This window comes from Bacillus sp. RAR_M1_44, from assembly GCF_020165935.1.
GTDB lineage: Bacteria > Bacillota > Bacilli > Bacillales > Bacillaceae > Bacillus > Bacillus altitudinis.
In genome coordinates this window covers 669136-688576 of the sequence record NZ_JAIUKX010000001.1, presented here as the reverse complement: position 1 = coordinate 688576, position 19441 = coordinate 669136, and the positions used below count along the sequence as shown (strand labels likewise).

At 39.4% G+C, this 19441-nt stretch carries 21 protein-coding genes and 1 pseudogene; 17 read left to right on the top strand and 5 right to left on the bottom strand.

All coding sequences use genetic code 11. The features are described from left to right. The first annotated feature begins 6 nt into the window (after positions 1-6). From LCD34_RS03670 to LCD34_RS03600, 15 genes are all read left to right on the top strand, one after another. Positions 7-309, top strand: coding sequence for a head-tail connector protein (locus LCD34_RS03670; RefSeq protein WP_213406907.1), 303 nt, complete (start codon positions 7-9; stop codon positions 307-309). Further along, positions 299-613, top strand: coding sequence for a phage head closure protein (locus tag LCD34_RS03665; RefSeq protein ID WP_213406906.1), 315 nt, complete (start codon positions 299-301; stop codon positions 611-613). The genes LCD34_RS03670 and LCD34_RS03665 overlap by 11 nt, the downstream gene beginning before the upstream one ends. Next, a complete protein-coding gene (locus LCD34_RS03660; RefSeq protein WP_156060418.1) occupies positions 613-1017 on the top strand; it encodes an HK97-gp10 family putative phage morphogenesis protein in 405 nt (134 codons plus the stop codon). The genes LCD34_RS03665 and LCD34_RS03660 overlap by 1 nt, the downstream gene beginning before the upstream one ends. After that, complete coding sequence (locus LCD34_RS03655) at positions 1014-1412, top strand: DUF3168 domain-containing protein (protein ID WP_224558535.1); 399 nt, start codon at positions 1014-1016, stop codon at positions 1410-1412. The genes LCD34_RS03660 and LCD34_RS03655 overlap by 4 nt, the downstream gene beginning before the upstream one ends. A 2-nt stretch (positions 1413-1414) precedes the next feature. Next, a complete protein-coding gene (locus LCD34_RS03650) occupies positions 1415-2029 on the top strand; it encodes a major tail protein (protein WP_057079044.1) in 615 nt (204 codons plus the stop codon). Positions 2030-2085: 56 nt separating this feature from the next. Beyond that, positions 2086-2430: a phage tail assembly chaperone G gene (gpG, locus tag LCD34_RS03645; protein ID WP_057079045.1), complete on the top strand. Its 345-nt coding sequence runs from the start codon at positions 2086-2088 to the stop codon at positions 2428-2430. Positions 2431-2642: 212 nt separating this feature from the next. Continuing rightward, positions 2643-7091 (top strand): phage tail tape measure protein, encoded by a 4449-nt coding sequence (locus tag LCD34_RS03640; protein WP_224558534.1) that lies wholly within the window; start codon positions 2643-2645, stop codon positions 7089-7091. After that, complete coding sequence (locus tag LCD34_RS03635; protein ID WP_135226629.1) at positions 7091-7927, top strand: phage tail domain-containing protein; 837 nt, start codon at positions 7091-7093, stop codon at positions 7925-7927. Before LCD34_RS03640 ends, LCD34_RS03635 begins: the two co-directional genes overlap by 1 nt. Positions 7928-7938: 11 nt before the next feature. Beyond that, on the top strand, positions 7939-9687 hold the full coding sequence (locus LCD34_RS03630; protein WP_224558533.1) for a phage tail protein: 1749 nt from the start codon (positions 7939-7941) through the stop codon (positions 9685-9687). Positions 9688-9724: 37 nt separating this feature from the next. Further along, positions 9725-11599: a right-handed parallel beta-helix repeat-containing protein gene (locus LCD34_RS03625; protein WP_224558532.1), complete on the top strand. Its 1875-nt coding sequence runs from the start codon at positions 9725-9727 to the stop codon at positions 11597-11599. Positions 11600-11612: 13 nt separating this feature from the next. Next, complete coding sequence (locus tag LCD34_RS03620) at positions 11613-12971, top strand: phage baseplate upper protein (protein ID WP_224558531.1); 1359 nt, start codon at positions 11613-11615, stop codon at positions 12969-12971. 17 nt (positions 12972-12988) lie between these two features. After that, the gene (locus LCD34_RS03615) at positions 12989-13288 is read left to right on the top strand and encodes a hypothetical protein (protein WP_224558530.1); all 300 of its coding nucleotides are present in this window, start codon (positions 12989-12991) and stop codon (positions 13286-13288) included. Next, the gene (locus tag LCD34_RS03610; protein WP_224558529.1) at positions 13285-13464 is read left to right on the top strand and encodes an XkdX family protein; all 180 of its coding nucleotides are present in this window, start codon (positions 13285-13287) and stop codon (positions 13462-13464) included. The genes LCD34_RS03615 and LCD34_RS03610 overlap by 4 nt, the downstream gene beginning before the upstream one ends. A 44-nt stretch (positions 13465-13508) precedes the next feature. Next, positions 13509-13928, top strand: a complete 420-nt coding sequence (locus LCD34_RS03605) for a holin family protein (protein ID WP_224558528.1) — start codon at positions 13509-13511, stop codon at positions 13926-13928. Positions 13929-13973: 45 nt separating this feature from the next. After that, positions 13974-14795, top strand: coding sequence for an N-acetylmuramoyl-L-alanine amidase (locus LCD34_RS03600; RefSeq protein WP_224558527.1), 822 nt, complete (start codon positions 13974-13976; stop codon positions 14793-14795). Between the two features lie 4 nt (positions 14796-14799). On the opposite strand, the gene LCD34_RS03595 is transcribed toward LCD34_RS03600, so the two are convergent. The 5 genes from LCD34_RS03595 to LCD34_RS03575 form a co-directional block, all read right to left on the bottom strand. After that, entirely contained in the window at positions 14800-15222 is a 423-nt protein-coding gene (locus tag LCD34_RS03595) for a hypothetical protein (protein ID WP_224558526.1), read from the bottom strand. Next, a complete protein-coding gene (locus LCD34_RS03590; RefSeq protein WP_224558525.1) occupies positions 15212-15832 on the bottom strand; it encodes a type II toxin-antitoxin system HicB family antitoxin in 621 nt (206 codons plus the stop codon). The genes LCD34_RS03595 and LCD34_RS03590 overlap by 11 nt, the downstream gene beginning before the upstream one ends. A 2-nt stretch (positions 15833-15834) precedes the next feature. Beyond that, positions 15835-16077, bottom strand: coding sequence for a hypothetical protein (locus tag LCD34_RS03585; RefSeq protein ID WP_224558524.1), 243 nt, complete (start codon positions 16075-16077; stop codon positions 15835-15837). A gap of 187 nt (positions 16078-16264) precedes the next feature. Further along, positions 16265-16456, bottom strand: a complete 192-nt coding sequence (locus tag LCD34_RS19620) for a hypothetical protein (protein ID WP_224558523.1) — start codon at positions 16454-16456, stop codon at positions 16265-16267. Between the two features lie 72 nt (positions 16457-16528). Then, the gene (locus LCD34_RS03575) at positions 16529-17503 is read right to left on the bottom strand and encodes a hypothetical protein (protein ID WP_224558522.1); all 975 of its coding nucleotides are present in this window, start codon (positions 17501-17503) and stop codon (positions 16529-16531) included. Positions 17504-17661: 158 nt separating this feature from the next. Here LCD34_RS03575 and LCD34_RS03570 point away from each other — a divergent pair, with 158 nt between their 5' ends. Further along, complete coding sequence (locus LCD34_RS03570; protein ID WP_224558521.1) at positions 17662-19185, top strand: recombinase family protein; 1524 nt, start codon at positions 17662-17664, stop codon at positions 19183-19185. A gap of 31 nt (positions 19186-19216) precedes the next feature. Further along, positions 19217-19303: pseudogene (locus LCD34_RS03565) on the top strand (hypothetical protein); the annotation flags it as partial. Between the last annotated feature and the right edge of the window lie 138 nt (positions 19304-19441).

Here is a 19441-nt window from a genome sequence, read left to right as displayed (position 1 = left end):
TGCCGGATGAATGAGGCAGAACAAAAAGAGCTTGAAAAAGCGAAAAAATACCTCCGCATTGATGGTGATGCGGAGGATGATTTGATTTTACATTTCATCGCTGCAGCAAAGGAGTACATCACGCATGCAACGGGGATAAAATTCCCTAACAATTTAGCTCAAGCAGAGCTGGCGGTCATGTCATTTACAACTCACTGGTATGAGAATAGGCAAATATCAGGCACGACATCGAATCTTGATGGGGTGCTCACGACGATGGTCAATCAACTCAAATACGTGGTTGTGGACGGTGAAGTAAATGCTGAATGACATGAGACACCGCATCCAATTTCAGCAGAAAAAAGAAAAGACTCGTTTACCTGTCGATGGTGACAACGGTTGGGAAACCGTGGTTGAATGCTGGGCCAAAGCAGAGGGTTTAAAAGGTGCTGAATATTATGCGGCAGCTGCTATCCAAAAAGAACATACAATCAAGTTCACCATTCGCCACCGGGAAGACATTGACGAACATATGAAGCTCTTATTCAAAGGGGAAACTTACGAAATTGAGTCTATAACACCCAATTATTCAAGGCTTCATTTCCTCACAGTGAGGGCAAAGGCGGTGACGTGATGTTTAACCTTCAAATTGACGGCTTAGAGGAATTAGAAAACGCCATTGGAAACATGCAGAGAAAAGTAAGCAAAATGCATAAAGAAGCTCTCACAGCTGGCGCAACAGTGATAAAAGATGAACTTCACCCAAATACACCGAGATCAGACAAGGCCCAAAAACACATGCAGGATGATCTTGATATTACCCGGCTTCGCACTGATGGTGACGGAGTGAAATATGTGGCTGTTGGTTGGCCGAAATCGAAGTCGCGTAAGGATACGCAATGGAGAATCCATTTTCCTGAATTCGGCACTTTACATCAGCCTGCGCAAAAATTCTTCACGCGTACTGTAGAAGAAAAGTGGGACGAGGCTATACGAAGAGTAGCAGAAAAATACAGACAGGTGTTGAGCAACCTATGATTGATCAAAATTTAATAAGGCGTGCAGCTGATTATAAAGAAACCATTTTTAAAGCGTTGGAGAATGATCCAGCGCTTTTGTCTTTGATATATGAAAGTGACATCCATGAACTTGCGGTGCCAGAAGGAACAGGCTTGAAACCACCCTATATCGTGCTGCAAGAAATCAACTACAAACCGATCAAATGGGCTGATAACAGGCCCATACAAGATAGCGCAATCTACCAAATAGATGTTTATCACAATGCCGATCCGCAACCCATCATGGCTGCAATCGGGGATGTGATGGAGCGTTTAGATTTTACGCCAACTATACCCATCAATGACTTTTTAGAGAAAGAGAGATTGATAAGAAAAGGGTATCGTTTTGAAAAAAATATAATACTAGGAGGCTAACTATGACTGAGTACAGTTCAGTAACTGGTCTAAAAAACGCTCGTTTTGCACCTTTGCAAAAACAAGGTAAATTCTATGTGCCAACCGAGGTTTTAAAATACGAATATGCAATGAATATGAAAGTGGAAACTGAAACATCAACTGAAAAGCAGTATGCAGATGACAAACTTGTTGATTTGGTTGTTTCAACAGGTTCAACAAAACTAGAAATTGAAATGCGGGATCTCCCTATGGAAATTCTTGCGAAGCTGTTAGGCATTGAACAGGACAAAAACGGGTTGTACTTGTTCAAAAAGAACATTATTCCTCCATGGGTCGCAATGACGTTTGAAGGTCCAAAGGCAAACGGTAAATCTCGTCATGTTGGTTTAGTAAAAGGTCGTTTTTCTTTACCGGGTGATGAGTGGAAGACAAAAGAAGAAAAGACAGACTTCCAAACGGTTAAATTATCTGCTGAATTTGTTGATCGTGAGCAGGATGACGTTTTCAAGGTTGTTACTGATGAAGATGCTGAAAACTTTAATCTTGATGCTTTTTACAAATCAGTTTTTGGTGATGCATACAAAGATGACAAGACGGAAAACAGCAGCAGTGTTGATATTGGAAAAGGTGCTTAAGAGGGCTGAAAAGCTCTCTTTTTTAATTGGAAAATAAAAAATAAGGGGGAGTCACTATGACTCAAAAACAAATTTCTATCTCTATTTGGTTCGAAGAAGAAAAAAAGCACAAAACGTTTATTGCGCCACGAACAAACGCAAAAACTCTCTATGAGGCTTTTGATTTAGATGAAAAAGCAGCAGCAGCGGAGAATGCAAAAGAGATTGTTAAAAGCATGAATGAACGAATCAAATTCATTGTACGTGTATTTCAGAATCAATTTACTTACGATCAGTTTCTAGAAGGCTTTCAATCTTTTGAAATTGCGGATGCAGTAAGAAAAATCATGATGGAAATCATGGGATTTAAAGTGGCGGAAACGCAGGAAGAAAAAGATTTTTTGCCCGACATGAAGGCGTAAATGAGCCATTAAAAAACGGCAAAGATCAATTAAATAAAATCTATACCACTTTACTTGAGCAAGGTTGGAAGATGCATGAAATTGATCAAATGGATATTTTTCATTTCTTAGAATTGAACGCTGAATCTAGCACTAGCAAAACAAAAGAAGTAACGATTGATCAAATATTCTAAGTCTTGAAATCCATGTCAGGGAAGCGGGGTGGTACATAAATGACTCAAGCAATTGGCAATATGGTCGCTAAGGTCAATCTGGATGATTCGGGTTTTAATAGAGGCATAACAGGGCTTCAAAGGCAATTGAGATTGACCAACTCTGAAATGAAGGCATCTGCGGCCATATATAAAAATACTGGTGATAGATCAAAACAATTACAATCACAAGTAGAGGGCCTTAACAACAAATATCGTCTTCAAGGGCGAATTGTTCAAGAACACCGAAAACGATATGAACAGCTTGTCAGGGAAAAGGGACGTGATGCGCGAGAAACACAAATGCACGCCCGCAAACTCAATGACTCCATCGCGGTTCATCAAAAGTTAGAAAAAGAATTACGAGATGTATCTAAAGAATTTGAGCATTTGCAAAGCACCGGCAATAAAGCAGCCGGTGTTTTTTCTGTTTTTAAGAAGAACGCCGGAGAAGTATCAGAAGAGTTGCAATCTGTCTACTCTGCTGCGGGAATGGCAGGGAAGGCATTAACAGGTATCGGTGTAGCAGGTACCGTCGCAATAGGCGGAGCTGTCAAAGTGGCCGCAGACTTTGAAAAGGCTATGAGCAGGGTCGGTGCTGTGGCGAATGCATCGAATGACGAGATGGGCCGTCTCACGGAAACGGCGCGTCATTTGGGGGCTACGACACAATTTACAGACGGACAGGTTGCCGAAGGAATGCAATACCTTGCAATGGCTGGTTATAAGACAAATAACATTATCGGTGCCATGCCGGGCTTGCTTGCTACTGCGGCAGCAGGGCAAACAGATTTAGGTGTAACAGCAGATATTGTATCTGATATCTTAACGGAATTTCACATTGCTGCAGAAGATACAAACCGTGTGGCGGACGCCATGACCTACACGTTCACCAACTCAAACGCCACGCTGCAACAGATTGGACAAACAATGAAATACGCGGGGCCAGCAGCAAAAACTGCAGGTGTCAGCATGGAGGAATTAGCGGCCGCAACGGGTATCATGGCGAACAGTGGAATCAAAGCAGATATGGCGGGTACCGCATTACGATCCACATTAACAAGGCTTGCGGCACCTCCCAAGCCAGCTGGTAACGCAATTCACGAGCTTGGCCTGAGTATTACTGACGCAAACGGCCGCATGAAACCTTTATCAAACATCATAGATCAGATTAACGAAAAGACGAAAAACTATACGGAAACTGAAAAAATTCGTATTGCAAAACAATTGGCTGGTCAACATGCCTTATCTGGTTTTATCACTTTGCTTCATGCAGGCGGTGATAAGATCGACAAATTCACAAAAGAAATAGAAAACAGTGGCGGTATAGCTGAAAAAGTTGCCAAAGAGCAAATGGACAACCTTGCGGGATCTGTGGAATACTTACGTTCTGCCGTAAATAACGCAGTTATTTCATTAGGGAATCAATTTATTCCTACAGTGCGCAAAGTGGTAGATGGATTAACAAAAGTCGTTAACTGGTTTGATCATCTTCCTCCATCTGTTATGGGAACTATCGCCGTTACTGGTGCAGCAGTTACAGCTTTCAGTCTTTTAGGCGGGGCTTCGTTATTGTTATTGAGTCTCATCCCTAGAATGGCCGAGGGATGGAGAGTGCTTAGAACTGCTGGCACGTATCTGACAGGCACTGTCAGAGGATCATCAGCAAGTCTAGGAGTATACACGACACAAGTTACTGCTGCGGGTGTCGCTTCAAGAACTGCGGCGACAGGTATTAACACAGCTGCAGCATCAACGGCCGTTATGTCTACTCGCATGGGTCGTTTACAACAAAACACTGGTCTAGCGACTACACGTATGGGCCGTCTAAATCAAACGGCCACAAGAACATCAAGGACAATGCGTGGACTTGGCGGTGCGTCTCGAATTGCTGGCGGCGGTTTAATGATGTTTGGTGGGCCAATGGGTATGGTTGGCGGTCTTGCGCTCTCTTTTCTTCCTGAGATACTTAAATTTGGTAAAGGTATAGTCATGGCAGGAGTAAACGCCGTAAAAGGTGCAGGAGGATTTTTGAAACTTGCAAAGGGCGGTTTTGGCCTGTTTAACATCCTTAAAAAAGGTGCAGGTGTTGTGAGTTTGCTTAGAGGCGGCTTATCTGTGCTTGGTGGTCCTGTAGGTATGTTAATAACGGGTGTCACGCTTCTAGGCGAAGCAGGGTTTAAATATTATGACAACCTGAAAAAACGCGTCTTACCAGCGACGATAGATTTTGGTGATAAAGTATCTGAATCCACTTCTAAAGCTATAAATGCTTATAAAGATATGGAGACAAAAGCCAATGCAAAATTAGACAGCCTTTATCGAAATCAAACAAAGATCACAGATGATCTAGCCAAAGATATGACAGGTAAATTCTCAGAGATGGCAGGCACGTTGAAAAAAGGTTACCAAGACAGTGCTGATAAAGCCTTAGATGTTTTGGGTAAATTCTATGCGGAAAATGATGCTCTTAAAGATAAAGACGAAAAGGGAATTCTTAAGAGCATCGAAGAAGGTAATCAGAAAAAGCAAAAGGCAATAGAGAAACACGAGAATAAAGTAAAAAAAATCTATGAAAAAGCAGCTAAAGAACACCGTGAATTGACTAAAGAAGAATGGAAAGAAGTTAAAAAACATACAAAGGAAATGAGCAAAGAAATTGAAACGGCTCTTACGAAAAGCAAAGATGAGCAAACACTCATCTCCAAAAAGTTAAAAGCAGAATCGTCTAATTTATCGGCCAAACAAGCAGCTGCAACAGTGAAACATAGTAAAGATGCCAAGGATAAGGTTATTAGTAATGCTGAAAAGGAAGCAGCTGCAGTTATTAGAGAGGCGGATGATCAACGGTACGTCAAAAAGACAATTAGTAAAAAGCAACATGACGAAACAGTTAAAGCTGCAAAAGAACAAAAAGAAAAAACAATAGAGCAAGCTAAAAAAACTCATAAAGGTGTTGTTGAAGAAGCAAAGAAACAAGCGGAAGGTCATATTGAACAAGTTAACTGGGAAACAGGAGAAGCACTTGGAAAATGGGATACATTCTTAGTGGATCTTGCTGGGGTAGTAAATACCATTACAGGCGGTATCAATGACGTTCTAGAATTCTTAGGGATGGGTCGACCTATAAAAGAATGGAAGCCAAGTGGACATGGTGGCAGAAAAAAAGAGATGAATGTTGCGCCCGGTAAGGCATATGCAAAAGGTACTGACTACCACCCGGGCGGTCGTGCACTGGTTGGCGAGGAAGGATATGAGCTTGCTCATACTCCGGGTGTTGGAACATATATGGTTGGCGTTGGTGGTCCGCAAATTTGGGATTTACCTCGTGGAACATCGGTACTGCCTCATGATCAGACCAAGAAAATCACTTCACAGGGCTTACCGGGTTATGCTGGCGGCGTTGGCGATTTCTTTAAAAAAGGCGTTAAAAAAGCTGGTGAAGCAGTCGGCAAGGTGAAAGATTTCGGATCAGATATCTTTGACCTTGTGATGGCTGGACCAAAGAAAATTATCAGCAATATATTCGGCGGTCTTATTCCCTTTAAATCCGGCAAAGGGATAGACGGTTTGGGAACAGGTATTTTAAAGACGATTCAAAAAGGCGCTTTAGGATTTTTAACAAAATCATTAGGTGATTTTGGAGGAGACGGAGGATCATTCAAAGGTGTAGGGGGTAGTGCTGCAGTCAAAAAGTGGGTTGCACAAGCCATCAGCATCACAGGTATTTCTCCATCCTATGCAAAAGCATTAGAAACCATTGCCATGAAGGAATCAAGTGGAAACCCGACCTTAGTTAACCGATGGGATAGCAACGCCAGAGCTGGTCATCCATCACAAGGGCTTATGCAATTCATACCAAGCACATTTGCTGCTTACAAAAAGCCCGGATATGGAAACATCAAACATCCAGTTCATCAAATTGTTGCTGCAATTAACTATCTTAACAAGCGTTATGGCGGTATCTATAACCATCCGGGATTAAAGTCTATGGCGCGCGGTGGCCCTTACATCGGTTATGCATCTGGTGGTGTGATTGACAATCATCAGATCGCTCAATTAGGGGAAAATGGCTGGCGAGAATATGCTATCACGACTGAGCCAAAGTACCGTAAGCGCTCTTTACAGCTGTATTCTAATCTCGGCAAAGAGCTTGGAGTGCCTAGTTTTGGGGAGGGCATGATCTCCACGGCTTTACAAATGCTTGATCGCATCAGTAATAAACGAGACAAGCCTCAGAGCAGGCAGCAAGATGGATCTGATATGAGACAGATGATCGAGAACCAAAACAAGCAAATTGGTCTTATGGCTCAACAAATAGACCTGCTGTCTCAAGGATTAATGATGATGCAAAAAGGCTTTGAACAATTAATCTCAAAAGATAGCAACAACTACATGGATGGTCGAAAGCTAGATCAAACGACAGGTGAACGTTTTAGAAAAGAAGCATTTATGAGTGGGGTGAGGTAATGGAGTTATATATTGATTTTAACAATGGATTAGGTGAGCAAAGTCTAAATGACTTGCTTCCTCATTTCCATCCGTTAAGCCTGACACCTGCCTCACCAATCGTAGAATTTGAGACGGTGTCATTACAACGAATTAACGGAATTGTATTGCCACAACATCCGCGGGATGTGAAGTACAAAGAAAGACAGATTCAGCTTGAAATATATATGAACTCAATCATTGCTGAAAATTTCTACAGTTATAGAAGTGAACTATATGCTTTATTAGTTAAACCTTTCCCATACTACATCTCATGTGACCTGCTTCCGAACAGAAGATTTTTAGTGACGTGTGAGGGGAATTTCACTACTCCGAAGGAAAAAGAAAAGAACCATGTTGTTTTTAGCGTTGAATTCACCGATGTTTTGGGTGCTGCTGAATCGAAAAGTACATCGCTTAATCCTCAAACATTTGAGGGTGAACGATGGAGTCCCGGAATGAATATTGAGATGCGTGACGACCTAGAGTATTCTTTCAAGAACAAAAAAACGTTCAGCATCTACAACATCGGAGATTTTAGAATCAACCCTTTGAGGCATGATTATCAAGTGACGTTGAGAGCAAAAGGAAAAGGTGTAACAATCATCAATCATACAACAGGTGAACGTTTGAAAATTGAAGATGAAATATCCAAATCAAGAGAGGTTTCTTTTATTAAACAGTACACCGTCGCTAACAAGAAACGGCTCAAGACATCTGGTAGACTTCCATCACTCGATATCGGCAGAAACGACTTTGAAATTCAAAACGCAAGTGACATTGAAATTGTGTTTGACACAAGATTCTATTATGCATAAGGAGGGGTGACATGGCTGCGGTTGACTTTATCAAGAAATTAGCGCCGGGAGCGCAAAAGGTCCAAAAAAAATACAAGGTGCTTGCAAGCCTTGTCATCGCTCAAGGTTGCCTTGAGAGTGGTTTCGGATCGAGTGATCTATCTAAACAAGCCTACAACCTCTTTGGAGTCAAAGGGACTTATAACGGCAAATATGTATTAATGTGGACCAAAGAACAGGACAAGCACGGCAATGAAACTAGAGTACAAGCGCGCTTTAGAAAGTATCCATCATATGCAGAGAGCCTTGCTGATCTAGGAAGTCTATACACTAGGCTTAGTCACTATAAAGATGTGGTGGGTGAAAAAGACTACCAAAAAGCTACTGCTGCTGTTGCAAAGGGTGGTTATGCGACTGATATCAATTATGCTACAAAATTAAACAGCATCATCTTTACTTACAAGCTCACACAATATGATAATTTGGATGATCTACCAGAAGAACCGAGTGAACCAGAAACACCAACGGGCTCTGAGTTTCCAAGTAAGGAATACGATGGGATAGACATGCCACTCAATCAAAATTTGCCGTCTGATGTGGATTTTCCACAGCTTCACGTATCAAGTAAGGATGGAAAGGATGTCATAGAGATCACGGGCGTGTCTGTTGATTTTACAGCCGATCCAACAGGTAAAAAATCGTTTAGTTTTACACTGCCACGCACACAGGAAAATGGTGCAGAGTTTGAGCTATTAATTGTTGATAATGTTTTATATCTTGATGAAAAGAAATATAATCATCAAAAATACTACATTACGAATGTAAGTTTGCATCAGGAAAATGGAGTGCTAACAAAAACGGTTACAGCTGCGCATATTTTCTCCGTTCTGTTAATTAATAACAGAATTGAAAAAACAGTTTCTAAGAAATTAAGCATAAAAGAAGCGCTTGATATTGCTCTTAAAGGAACTGATTTCAAGTATGTCATACATGCAAAAGCGGGTGAAATTCCTTCCGCAGAACAAGAAAACTTCGGTGAAAAGAATTCCACAGAATTGATGGATGAAATCATTGAAGATTATGGCATAGAGTTAGACGTGGATAATTACAAAATCCATGTTTACAAAAAAATGGGTCAAGTAATAGACTTTGTGCTTGATAGTCGTTATAACATGCCAGGCATTACTATTACGACAGATTCTCAGAATTGTACCACTCGTGCGTGGGGATACGGCGCACAAAAAGAAACAGATTCCGTCTCTGAATCAAAAGGTGATGGCAAAACTACAGAAGATGGTAAAGAAGAGTCAAAAGAAGAGAAAGAGCCTGAGTATGTATTTGAACCAGTTCTATATATTCATCCTGATGAAGACAAATTTTTGATCGAAGGTAAACCACGCTGGGCGGAGCCGATAAAAGATGAGAGATACAAAAAATCTAGCAGTATCATTTCTGCGTTAAAGAAACATGTTAATCCTTACCCGGAAATGACTGTGGAAGTAGAATTCCAAAAAATCTATGAACCGAAATTGCTTGAAATTGAACAAGATTTTTGGCTAGGTGACACGATTCACGTCATCGCTGACACAGCAGACGGAATAACCTTTGAGGACGATTTGAGAGTTGTCTCAATTCAGCATAACCCTCTCAATCCGTATAGCAGCCCAACGATAACATTTGCGAACTTCCGCAAGGACATTCAGCGTATTAATGTAGATCAAGTAAAGAAAATGAAGAATTTACAACGATATATAAACGACATGCTCAAGACGCTTAGATAGGGTCTTTTTATTTTTGCCAAAAAAGGAGAGTGAGAACATGGTGAGGCTTAGAAAGGACTATGACACTAGACGAAACTCGAAATACGCAGAGCAGCTGCGAGAGGATATGCAGTCTATAGAAACTCATTTGAATCAGAATGCAGATGATTTGAAACGGCATAAAACAAACGATATAGCTCATACGTCGAATCAAATCAAACATGGGTTATTCTCTGTTGCCAATCGAATAGACAACATGTGGTCAAGGATTATCAATCTAGTATTAAATCACGATGGAAAAGATGTTAAAGAAGTGGTTGATATTCGTGTCGCTAGGGATGCATCCATTCATCCCACCGCAAAAGATCGTCTTGATTATGATTTCCAAATACTTGAGCAAGAAATTGAAGATTCTGCAGTTTCTCTCAATCTCAAAAAGTTCATCAAGAAATACGGGAGCTTCACAGCGGGCTTTAAGGCTGCACTAAGCCTTGCAAAATTATATCCTGTGCATATTGTAGTGCCACCCGGTAATTACAAGCTGACGGAGACAGCCCGCATATATAAAAATACTCATTTGACCTTACAAGCTGGTGCCGTTATAAGGCGCGGATTTGTAGGGTCAATGCTTGTAAATGGTGACAAAGACGATCAAACCAAAGGCTATGAAGGACATGGGAATTTGCTGATTGACGGTCAGGGAATGTTTGATAGCGCAGGGGGAGAGATTAAAGAACAATGTTCAGTCATAGGCTTTGCACATGCTGAGCGCATTATCATACGGGACATCACTATCAAGGATGTGTGCGGCGGTCATGCCTTTGACTGCGCAGGCAATAAGCACGTCTTAGTTGAAAATGTCTGGTTTAAAGGTTTCGCTGATTATAAAGGCGACAGATGGTTTTCTGCTGCGATTCAGCTGGACTTAATGAGATCGGCGGGCAACTTCGGCGCATTTGGAGCTTATGATCAAACTGTGAGCAAGCATGTCACTATTCGAGACTGCTATTTCAGCAGATCCGAAAGCTTAAAAGGATATGCACGGGGGATAGATTCTCACACCAGCACAGATGGCTTTTGGTATTCTGATATTCGTATCGAAAACAACGATTTTGAAGATACGACCGAGTACGCAATTTCAGGGAACAAATGGGAAGACGTTGTAATAAGCCGAAACAGATTTAAGGATTGTGCATCCGGCGTAAGACTAATGATCCCAAGAGTTGAATCGGTCTACACGCAAGACGCAAACGGCAATCCTACGAACAGGGTCAACAAGGTAAAGCGTCTTTCAGTCAAAGATAACACTTTTACCAATATCAAAGAGCGTCATGCTATTCAGGTATATGGCCGTAAAGGGATTCAAAAAATTGACGACGTTGAAGTTTCAGGAAACAAAATAAATGGCGTAAAGGTCAAGCATGCTATCCATTTATCGGATGTGGATGGCTTTTTGGTGTCTCACAATCAATTTAGAGACATCAAGCATCATGGGGTGCTCTTAACTCGGTGCAGCAATGGCAAAGTCGATTTAAGCATTGGACGAGACATCGAAGGAAATGGCGTGCGTGTGGAATTAGGATGTAAGAACATTGATGTCACAAACACAACTTTACGTGAAATTGGATATTCGGGGATTTCTGTTTCAGGAGATTCAGAGGACATAAACGTTGATTTCAGCGATATTCAGAATGCTGGTAAAAGGACTTCTTCATCAAACCCGTATTACGGAATTATCTTCATGGATGGAGTCACAGAATCGGCAGCAAGATTCAACAAAGTGCGAGGGAAAAAATGCAGATTCGCGATGTATTTGACTAGCAAGTGTTCAAGGATTCAGCATTTTGGAAATAGACTCAAAGGAGCTGGCGCAGAAGGCAGCTTGAAAGATAACAGCGTTGATCCTATTAAAACAATAGAGAATGTGACATGAGAGAGGTGATAACATGATTCGAAAGAATGGACCACTTGATTTTGATGTGAACGCATATACCAGTTCAAGTGTATCAACCAGCATAAATTTTTGGACACAGGATCGACAGACAGCAAGGCTAACTTTCAAGCTCACGAAAGATGGCGTACCTTTGTCTCTTGCAGCTGTCACAGGAAAACTTGTATTAGTTATGGCCGACGGCAGCCGATTCATTCGAGACGTAACGATAGTTGATAGAGTGAACGGACACGCCGAGTACGTTTTGACAGATGAAGAAATCAAGCATTATGGAAATGTACAAGCTGAGCTGAATTTGTACTATACAAATGATCAATCTATGTCTGTGCATCAGTTCTCTTTCAATATATCTAAGTCGCTTATAGATCAAGACTTTGTGCCGATCACTGAGTATTACGTGGACGAGTTCGAGGCTTTAAGAATAAAGATAAATGAGCTTTACGAAGAGTCTATACAAACGATTGATGATCTGAGGGCTAAGTTTGAGGACTTGGATAAGATCGAAACAAAGGAAGGCGCGCAGACTAAAGCAGATGCAGCACTTGCGGCAGCTAAAAAATACACGGATGCTCACGCGGAAACACCTGCAGGTGCAAAAGATAAAGTAGCGGCGGCACTGGAAACGGCAAAAGAATACGTCGATCCGCACCTTGAAAACAAAAAGATTCACGTAACAGAATCAGAAAAAAGTAACTGGAATAACGGCCAGCTGCACAGGCTTACACCTAACGACGGTAAAGTTGCAAGGTTGCCAAACGGTACTGATATTTTTTTACTGCCAACGGGTTTTTATATGGGAGCAAATCTGTTAAATCTGCCTGTAGAGATTGATTCCAGTTTCTATTACATTGAAGTTTTAGAAACATCATATGTCCAAAATGAAATTAATTACAAAAGGATTATTGCCACGAGATCATTTGATAATATGACTTGGATTGGCACGTTCCATGCACAAGGCTTTCGAGGTTGGAAACGTCTCATAACAGCCGGAGATGCTGCAGTCACTTGGAAAACACCTTCATTGTCCAAAGGATGGAAGCAATATGTTTCATCAGATGGATTTCCGCACACATTACGCTACTCAAAAGATGCTTCGGGAGAGGTGGAGATCATCGGGTCTATTACTGGTGGTGTGATTGGTAATGATGTCGAGGCGTTTACATTACTTGAAGGATTCTTTCCTTTGCAGTCATTTCACTTTATTGGTGTAGCATCTAGTTTGGGGACACCGGGTGTTCCACAATATCACCGCACCTATATAGGTACTGACGGTCGAGTTTGTGTTCAATCTTGTTCTAATACGGTTAACCCCAATGAATTTATTACGTTTGGGGTCCGTTTTACAGCAAAGTAAGCGTGGGAGGTGCGAACATGATTTGGGTGTATAAATATGATGAAAATCACATTTGGCAAGCAGACAAGGACATCTTAGTAGATGTAGAAAACGGAGAGGAAATCCCCAAAGGCTATACAGATAAAAAGCCACCAGATGGGTTATTTATTGCAAAGTACGATCCCAAAAAAGAAGAGTGGTTTGAATCAGCAACACAAGAATACATTGATAGTTTGCAGCCTGATCCACCGCCACCAGATGATGTAGCGCTGCTAAAAAAACAAGTCGCTCTCCTTACATTGCAGCTTTCGCAGCTGCAGAGAGGCGGGGCATCATGATTTATCCAACGGCGGCCGACATTAAAGTGTTTTGGGATTGGGGTGTTTATACGCCCGAAATAATGCGGGAGTATGTTTCTTTAAGAGTCATTACAAAAGAAGAATTTGAAAAGATAACAGGATTGAAGTTTGATAAGTCTGCTGTCTCAGTGGATTTAGGTTCAACAGCATCTTAACAGGTGCTTTTTATTTTGCCTTCTTAAAGGAGGTGATTAACGAAATGGAGGAAACGATAGTGTTTATTAACTTTGAAACTTTGGATCTTGCAAGAACATATCTATTCGGCGGAGTGAAATTTTTGGACTTGCTCTTGCTGCTAAGCGTTATTGACGTTCTGACGGGTATCATCAAAGCATGGAAGATCGGTAAGCTGCGAAGCCGAACGGCATGGTTCGGTTACGTGCGGAAAATGCTTAGTTTTGTTGTCGTGATTGTTGCTAACATCATCGATCAGATCATGGGCTTAAATGGAGTGCTGACCTTCGGGACAGTGCTTTTCTATATTGCAAATGAAGGGCTTTCTATCACAGAAAACCTTGCACAGATCGGGGTTAAAATTCCAGCTTCCATCACAGACCGTCTTCACGTCATTGAAAACGACAGTCAAAAAGATGAATCAGAAAAGAAAGCTGCTGAGTAATCGGCGGCTTTTTTCTATACAAAAAAATGATTGGAGAGATTGAATATGACAAAGAAAATTATGCTTGATCCAGGACACGGCGGACACGATCCGGGCGCAGCAGAAAATGGTTTGAAAGAGAAGGATCTTGTATTAAAGATTGCCAAGAAAACTAAAGCGATTCTCGAAAAGGTGTACGGGGCAACAGTCAAGCTCACACGATCAACCGATGTTTATATTGATCTGTCTCAAAGAGCAAGACTAGCAAATAATTGGGGCGCTGATTATTTTGCATCCATCCATATCAATGCAGCTGGCGGCACAGGCTTTGAGACGTATCGTTTCGATAAATTATCTGCAGCGTCCAGCACTGGCAAGCAGCAAAAAACCGTGCATGATTTCATTTATAACAAGATCAAAGCAAAAACATCAGACCGCGGTAAAAAGTCTAAAAATCTTGCTGTATTAAGAGAAACAAACATGCCAGCAATTTTGACAGAGAACCTTTTTATTGATCGGGAAAAAGATGCTGCGCTGCTCAAACAAGATTCATTCCTCAATTTGTTGGCCGAGGGGCATGCGGAAGGAATCGCGGCAGCCGTCGGTTTAAAAAAGGTGTCTTCTGCAACTAAAACAAAGCCTAAAAAGGAAACGGCGCCAAAAGGCGTTAAAATGGCCGTAGTGAAGCCGAATGCTGATGGGTGGCTATGGGTTTATAATAAAGCCAATTGGTCAGCAAAGCATAAAAGGGTGAAACCTGGTGAAGCATTTACGATTGATAAGAGTGTGACAGTCAACGGGTCAAAAATGTATAAGCTTAAATCAGGTCTTTATATCACAGCTGCCACGAAATACGTCCAGGTAAAAGTAAAAACCCCTCATATTTGAGGGGTTATTCTTTATCATCATCTTCTTGTAATTTTGGTCTAATTATAATTGGCATTCCAATAGATTTTCCAGATATTTGGCCAGTTAGTAAAGTGGTTTCAGCAAGTAAAGGATAGCATAATTTTGCTAATTCCTGAGTACTTTCAAACAACTTTGCAATACTTCTTTCTTGTAATTCCTCATCATCTTTATCGAATGAAACATTATATACACCTTTTACTACTATATTCAAATTAAAAGGACCAGATATTTTATCTTCTATTTCTATAAATAACAATTCATTTTCTTTATCATAGGCGTAATCTTTTATATTATTTTCTCTTATAACCTCTGCAGCTTCTGTTTGTGAATCATTATAATCAAAATTTAATTTAATAAGTTTAGTTTCTATAAATTGCATTTCTACATTTATATTTTTATTGCTCATATTTGTAATCATCCTCTTCTTCTAAGTTAAAGAAGTTTAACCTATTTGAATGGTGTGTACGTAAAAATCTATTATATGTTCCTATTTGTTTTAAATTAGATAATCCATCAGGAAGACCGTTCCAATTATCATTTGATGAATCTTTTATATTTTTTATACTTTTATTTGCAAATTTAATGCTTACATTTATTTTTTCTTGTTGTATTTGTTTAATTGATTTTTGGAAAAGAGTTTGCATCACCCCTCCAGATAATCCTTCAGTAATATATTGGTTCACCAAATTATTCAAGCTTATATTTTCTTCTTCAGATTTTTCAACTAGTTTTTTATGAGTACTTTTTGATACTCGTAATGTGAATTTGCCGCTATATTCTTGATCATCTGCACGTTTAGGTTCAGGAATTGAAAGATCTTTTCTTAAACAGAAGTCGATCCACTCTCTTCTAGCGTCGTTTAAATTTTGTATTGCTTCTTCTGTAGTTTCTCCATCAGACATACAGCCTTCTAATTCAGGATGGGTAGCTAGCCACCCACCTCCATCTTCTTCTGATATTTCACTAAGTTCAATTTTATACTTCAAGGACATGTAGTAATCTAATTCTTTCAACATTCTTATTCCTCCTCCAGAATGTCTTCAATAAGCTTTATTAGCTTTTTCACATAGATAGTCTTAACTCGGTTGTTATGAACAGGAACTGTTTGAGGCCTTTTTAAGGATGGGTGATAAATTTTCTTGTGATTTGCACCATCTTCAACTTCACACCCATAGTACTCAGCTAATGTTTTTAGTTCGTGCCAGTTTGTATTGGCTGGGCTACGTGTAATTTTTGAAAACATCTTCTCTATTCTTGACATCCGTTCCTCTCCTTATACTATGAAGGGGGCACCACATATGATACCATAAATAAATCATATCAATTTTTACTTTATAGTCAATAAAAACATCTTTTATTTCAAAAAAAATCCAGCGATTTGAATTTCAATGAATAACATTCCTTTAAATTACTTAGACGAGGCACCCCTCATGTATTTCTTTTTATTATCATTTAAACCGCCATTCCTTCTTCTCCTTATCCCATGCCAGCTCATTTCTTGACATAAGATTTTTAACGGCTTTTGTTATAGATTGTTCGTCTTTACCAGTTTTTATCTTTAAGTCCTCCAGTGTGGGGTTCTTTCTGAATCTGCTCATGTTATAGATGATTCGGTATAACTTCCTTTCAAGATCGGTCACGGTGTACCCTCCCTATAAAGAGAATATATGTTCGATTATAAATTGTAATAAAAAACCCTTCAACTTGAAGGGTCATTTTAAAGAAGATACTTTATCGGTAATTTTCATTTGATTTCCAGAACGTTCATACGAGAATTTAGCCACTGTTTCATCTTCATCTATATAAGGAACTTTCCAAAATACAGCTATCTGATTGACTGTATCATTATCTTTGCCAATGTTTGCAGCTAAGTCATCACTATACATTTCAACCATGTTATAAGCTGTCTTACTTGTGTTCAATGCATCAAAAGATAAGTAAACAAGAGCAATTAACTTGTTCTTCTCACTCACACCCATATCTTCGTTAATTTCAATTTTTTCAATCGATGTGGTTTTATAGTTCTCTTCGATAATTTTTTTGATTTCTATTTCTGCATCATATTTAATCATATCTAACTCATCTTCTTCACTGTTATCTTCAACTTCTTCTGAGGTATAAACTTCATTTTTCTCTTCCTCTGCATCTTTATCTTTAGGCAAAGTTTCCTCCTCAGTTATAACTTCAGAATTGTTTATTTTTAAATCTATTTCAGCAGTTGCTTTTAGTTCTGAGTCACCGCTAATCTGTGGACCAGTGAGGTTAGATCCATTATCTCCAAAAATTTCTTGAATAACTTCAGCTTGTTCAAGAACCGGTAATGTTTCAACATATATAAAATATTTCCCATCATCAAATACTGTGTCATCTTCATTAAAGAATTTATACTCGAAAGATCCATCCTTTTGAACAGCTGTATTAACTATTGAGTTTTTATGGGAATTTTTTTGTTCAAGACGAATCCTTAGTTTCGTATCTTTAGGTAAGTTGCTTTTCCCGCTAAGGATAATAATTTTATTGTTTGTGATTTCTTTATCCAAAGTGATCTTTACGTTTAATTTTTTTTTAGTTTCAATGCTTTCTTCTTTTTTACTGGAGTTACTTGTGGATGTGTTTTCTGCTTTGCCACAAGCAGTAATGAATAAGGTACATAAAATTAAAAGGAGAAAAGTTTTAATAAGATTCAATATAGACCCTCCAAAACAAATATTTTCCAAATAAGTCTATCATATTATTGGATTAAAAAGAGGATGAAATAATGTTTTTTCCAAATTAAGAATATTACGGAATTGACATTCGAGATGTTATAATTTAGTAAGAACAATTCACAATTGGGGTGTGTTATATGCATTTCCGCAAAGAATCAGTTGAAGAAATCATCAAATATGACGATTACCCTTATAAAGTCTATACAAGGGTTTCGACAGACCGCGACGAGCAAATAAGTTCTAAGGAAAACCAAATTGACGTTTGTCGATATTGGATCGAGCAACACAACTATGAATGGGATGACCGTTCTGTTTTGTTAGATGATGGTATCAGCGGAACAGTCCTTGAAGATAGGGCAGCAATGAAATACATTTTTTCATTGGCTGAAAAGAAAGAAATAAAAATGGTTATTTTCAAATCCATTACACGTCTTGCCAGGGATTTGAAAGATGCCCTCTATATTAGAGAGATTTTAGTATCTAACGGTGTTCGTGTCGTGACGCTTGAAGAAGATTATGATAGTCTGTACGAAAGCAAAGCTTCGATGAAATTTGAAATGTCGGCCCTTTTCGCAGAGCAGTTACCTAAATCTATGTCCGTAAACATAAGTGGGGTACTTGCAGCAAAGGCCAGACGAGGAGAGCATTCTGGAAGAATACCGTATGGTTATATGAAAGAGGGGAAATACCTCGTTATTAATGAAAATGAAGCAGATGTCATAAGGTTAATCTTCCATTTATATAACAACGAGGGATTAGGCCAGAAAAGAGTTACATACGCTTTGCAGGAGAAGTGTAAAGCTGGTGAAATACCTCCGCCTAGAAAAAGAAGTAACTGGCAGCTCACAACTGTCCAGACTATTTTAAAAAACCCTATTTATTGTGGAGTTCACATTGCTAATAGACATACGACGATAAAGGTAGATGGACGAAAGAAATTCATTAGAAATCCACCTGAAAAATGGACTGTTTATGAAGATTTCTGCCCGCCAATTGTTTCTAGAGAAGATTGGGAAAAAGCTAACAATAAAAAAACTGTCAATAAAAAGAGAAAATTCACACCTTGGAATGAGTTGAGAAAGTTAATTATTTGTGGGAAATGTGGTTCTAAAATGGTGATCATTCAAACTCATCGAGACAAGAAAAATGGAGAGCGAACTTATTGGAAATACCTAAAATGTAGTAATTTCAGAAGATCGGGGAAAGATGGATGTGTGAATCATGTTCCGATCAAATATGAAGAACTTCGAGATTTTGTGGTTGAAAATCTCATTACATTTTCAGAGGGCATTTCACATGACTTCAAGAAAAATGCTCTTGAACAAAAGGAAAAACAAATTAAAGCCATAAAGGCAGAATTGAAATCTTTAGAGACACAAAACAAAAGATTGTTAGAACTGTACTTAGAAGATCAAATGATTACAAAAGCCGAATTTCAAAGTAAACGGAACGACATTCAGGCCAAAATAACAAATCTTGAACAGAGTTTATTTTCATTACAACATGTACAAAATGAGAAGAATTCAATTATTGAAATGAAAGCAGTCATTCAAGAACTTGAGGATAGAGAAAAAGACTTAAAGCATGTGTTTGAAAAGCTGATTGATCGTATCGTTATTGATCCAAATGGGAAAATAAACATCTATTATAGATTCAAATGACAGCACGGATAACGTTTTGCAAAAGGTACGCTTAGCAAATGCCATGCAAAAGCTAGGAGTCAAAGGTCGTTCACAGGCCGTAGTCGAGCTTCTGCGTATGGGTGAGCTAGAGCTCTAACGTCAGCCGGTTTTCCTTCCGCACCAGGGAGGAGCCGGTTATTTCTATATGGTTTCCATGAGTCTCTTCTTGCAATTTCATTGAAAAACGAGGAAAATAGGAATGTACGTTTTAATCAAAGTGAGATGCTATAGTGAG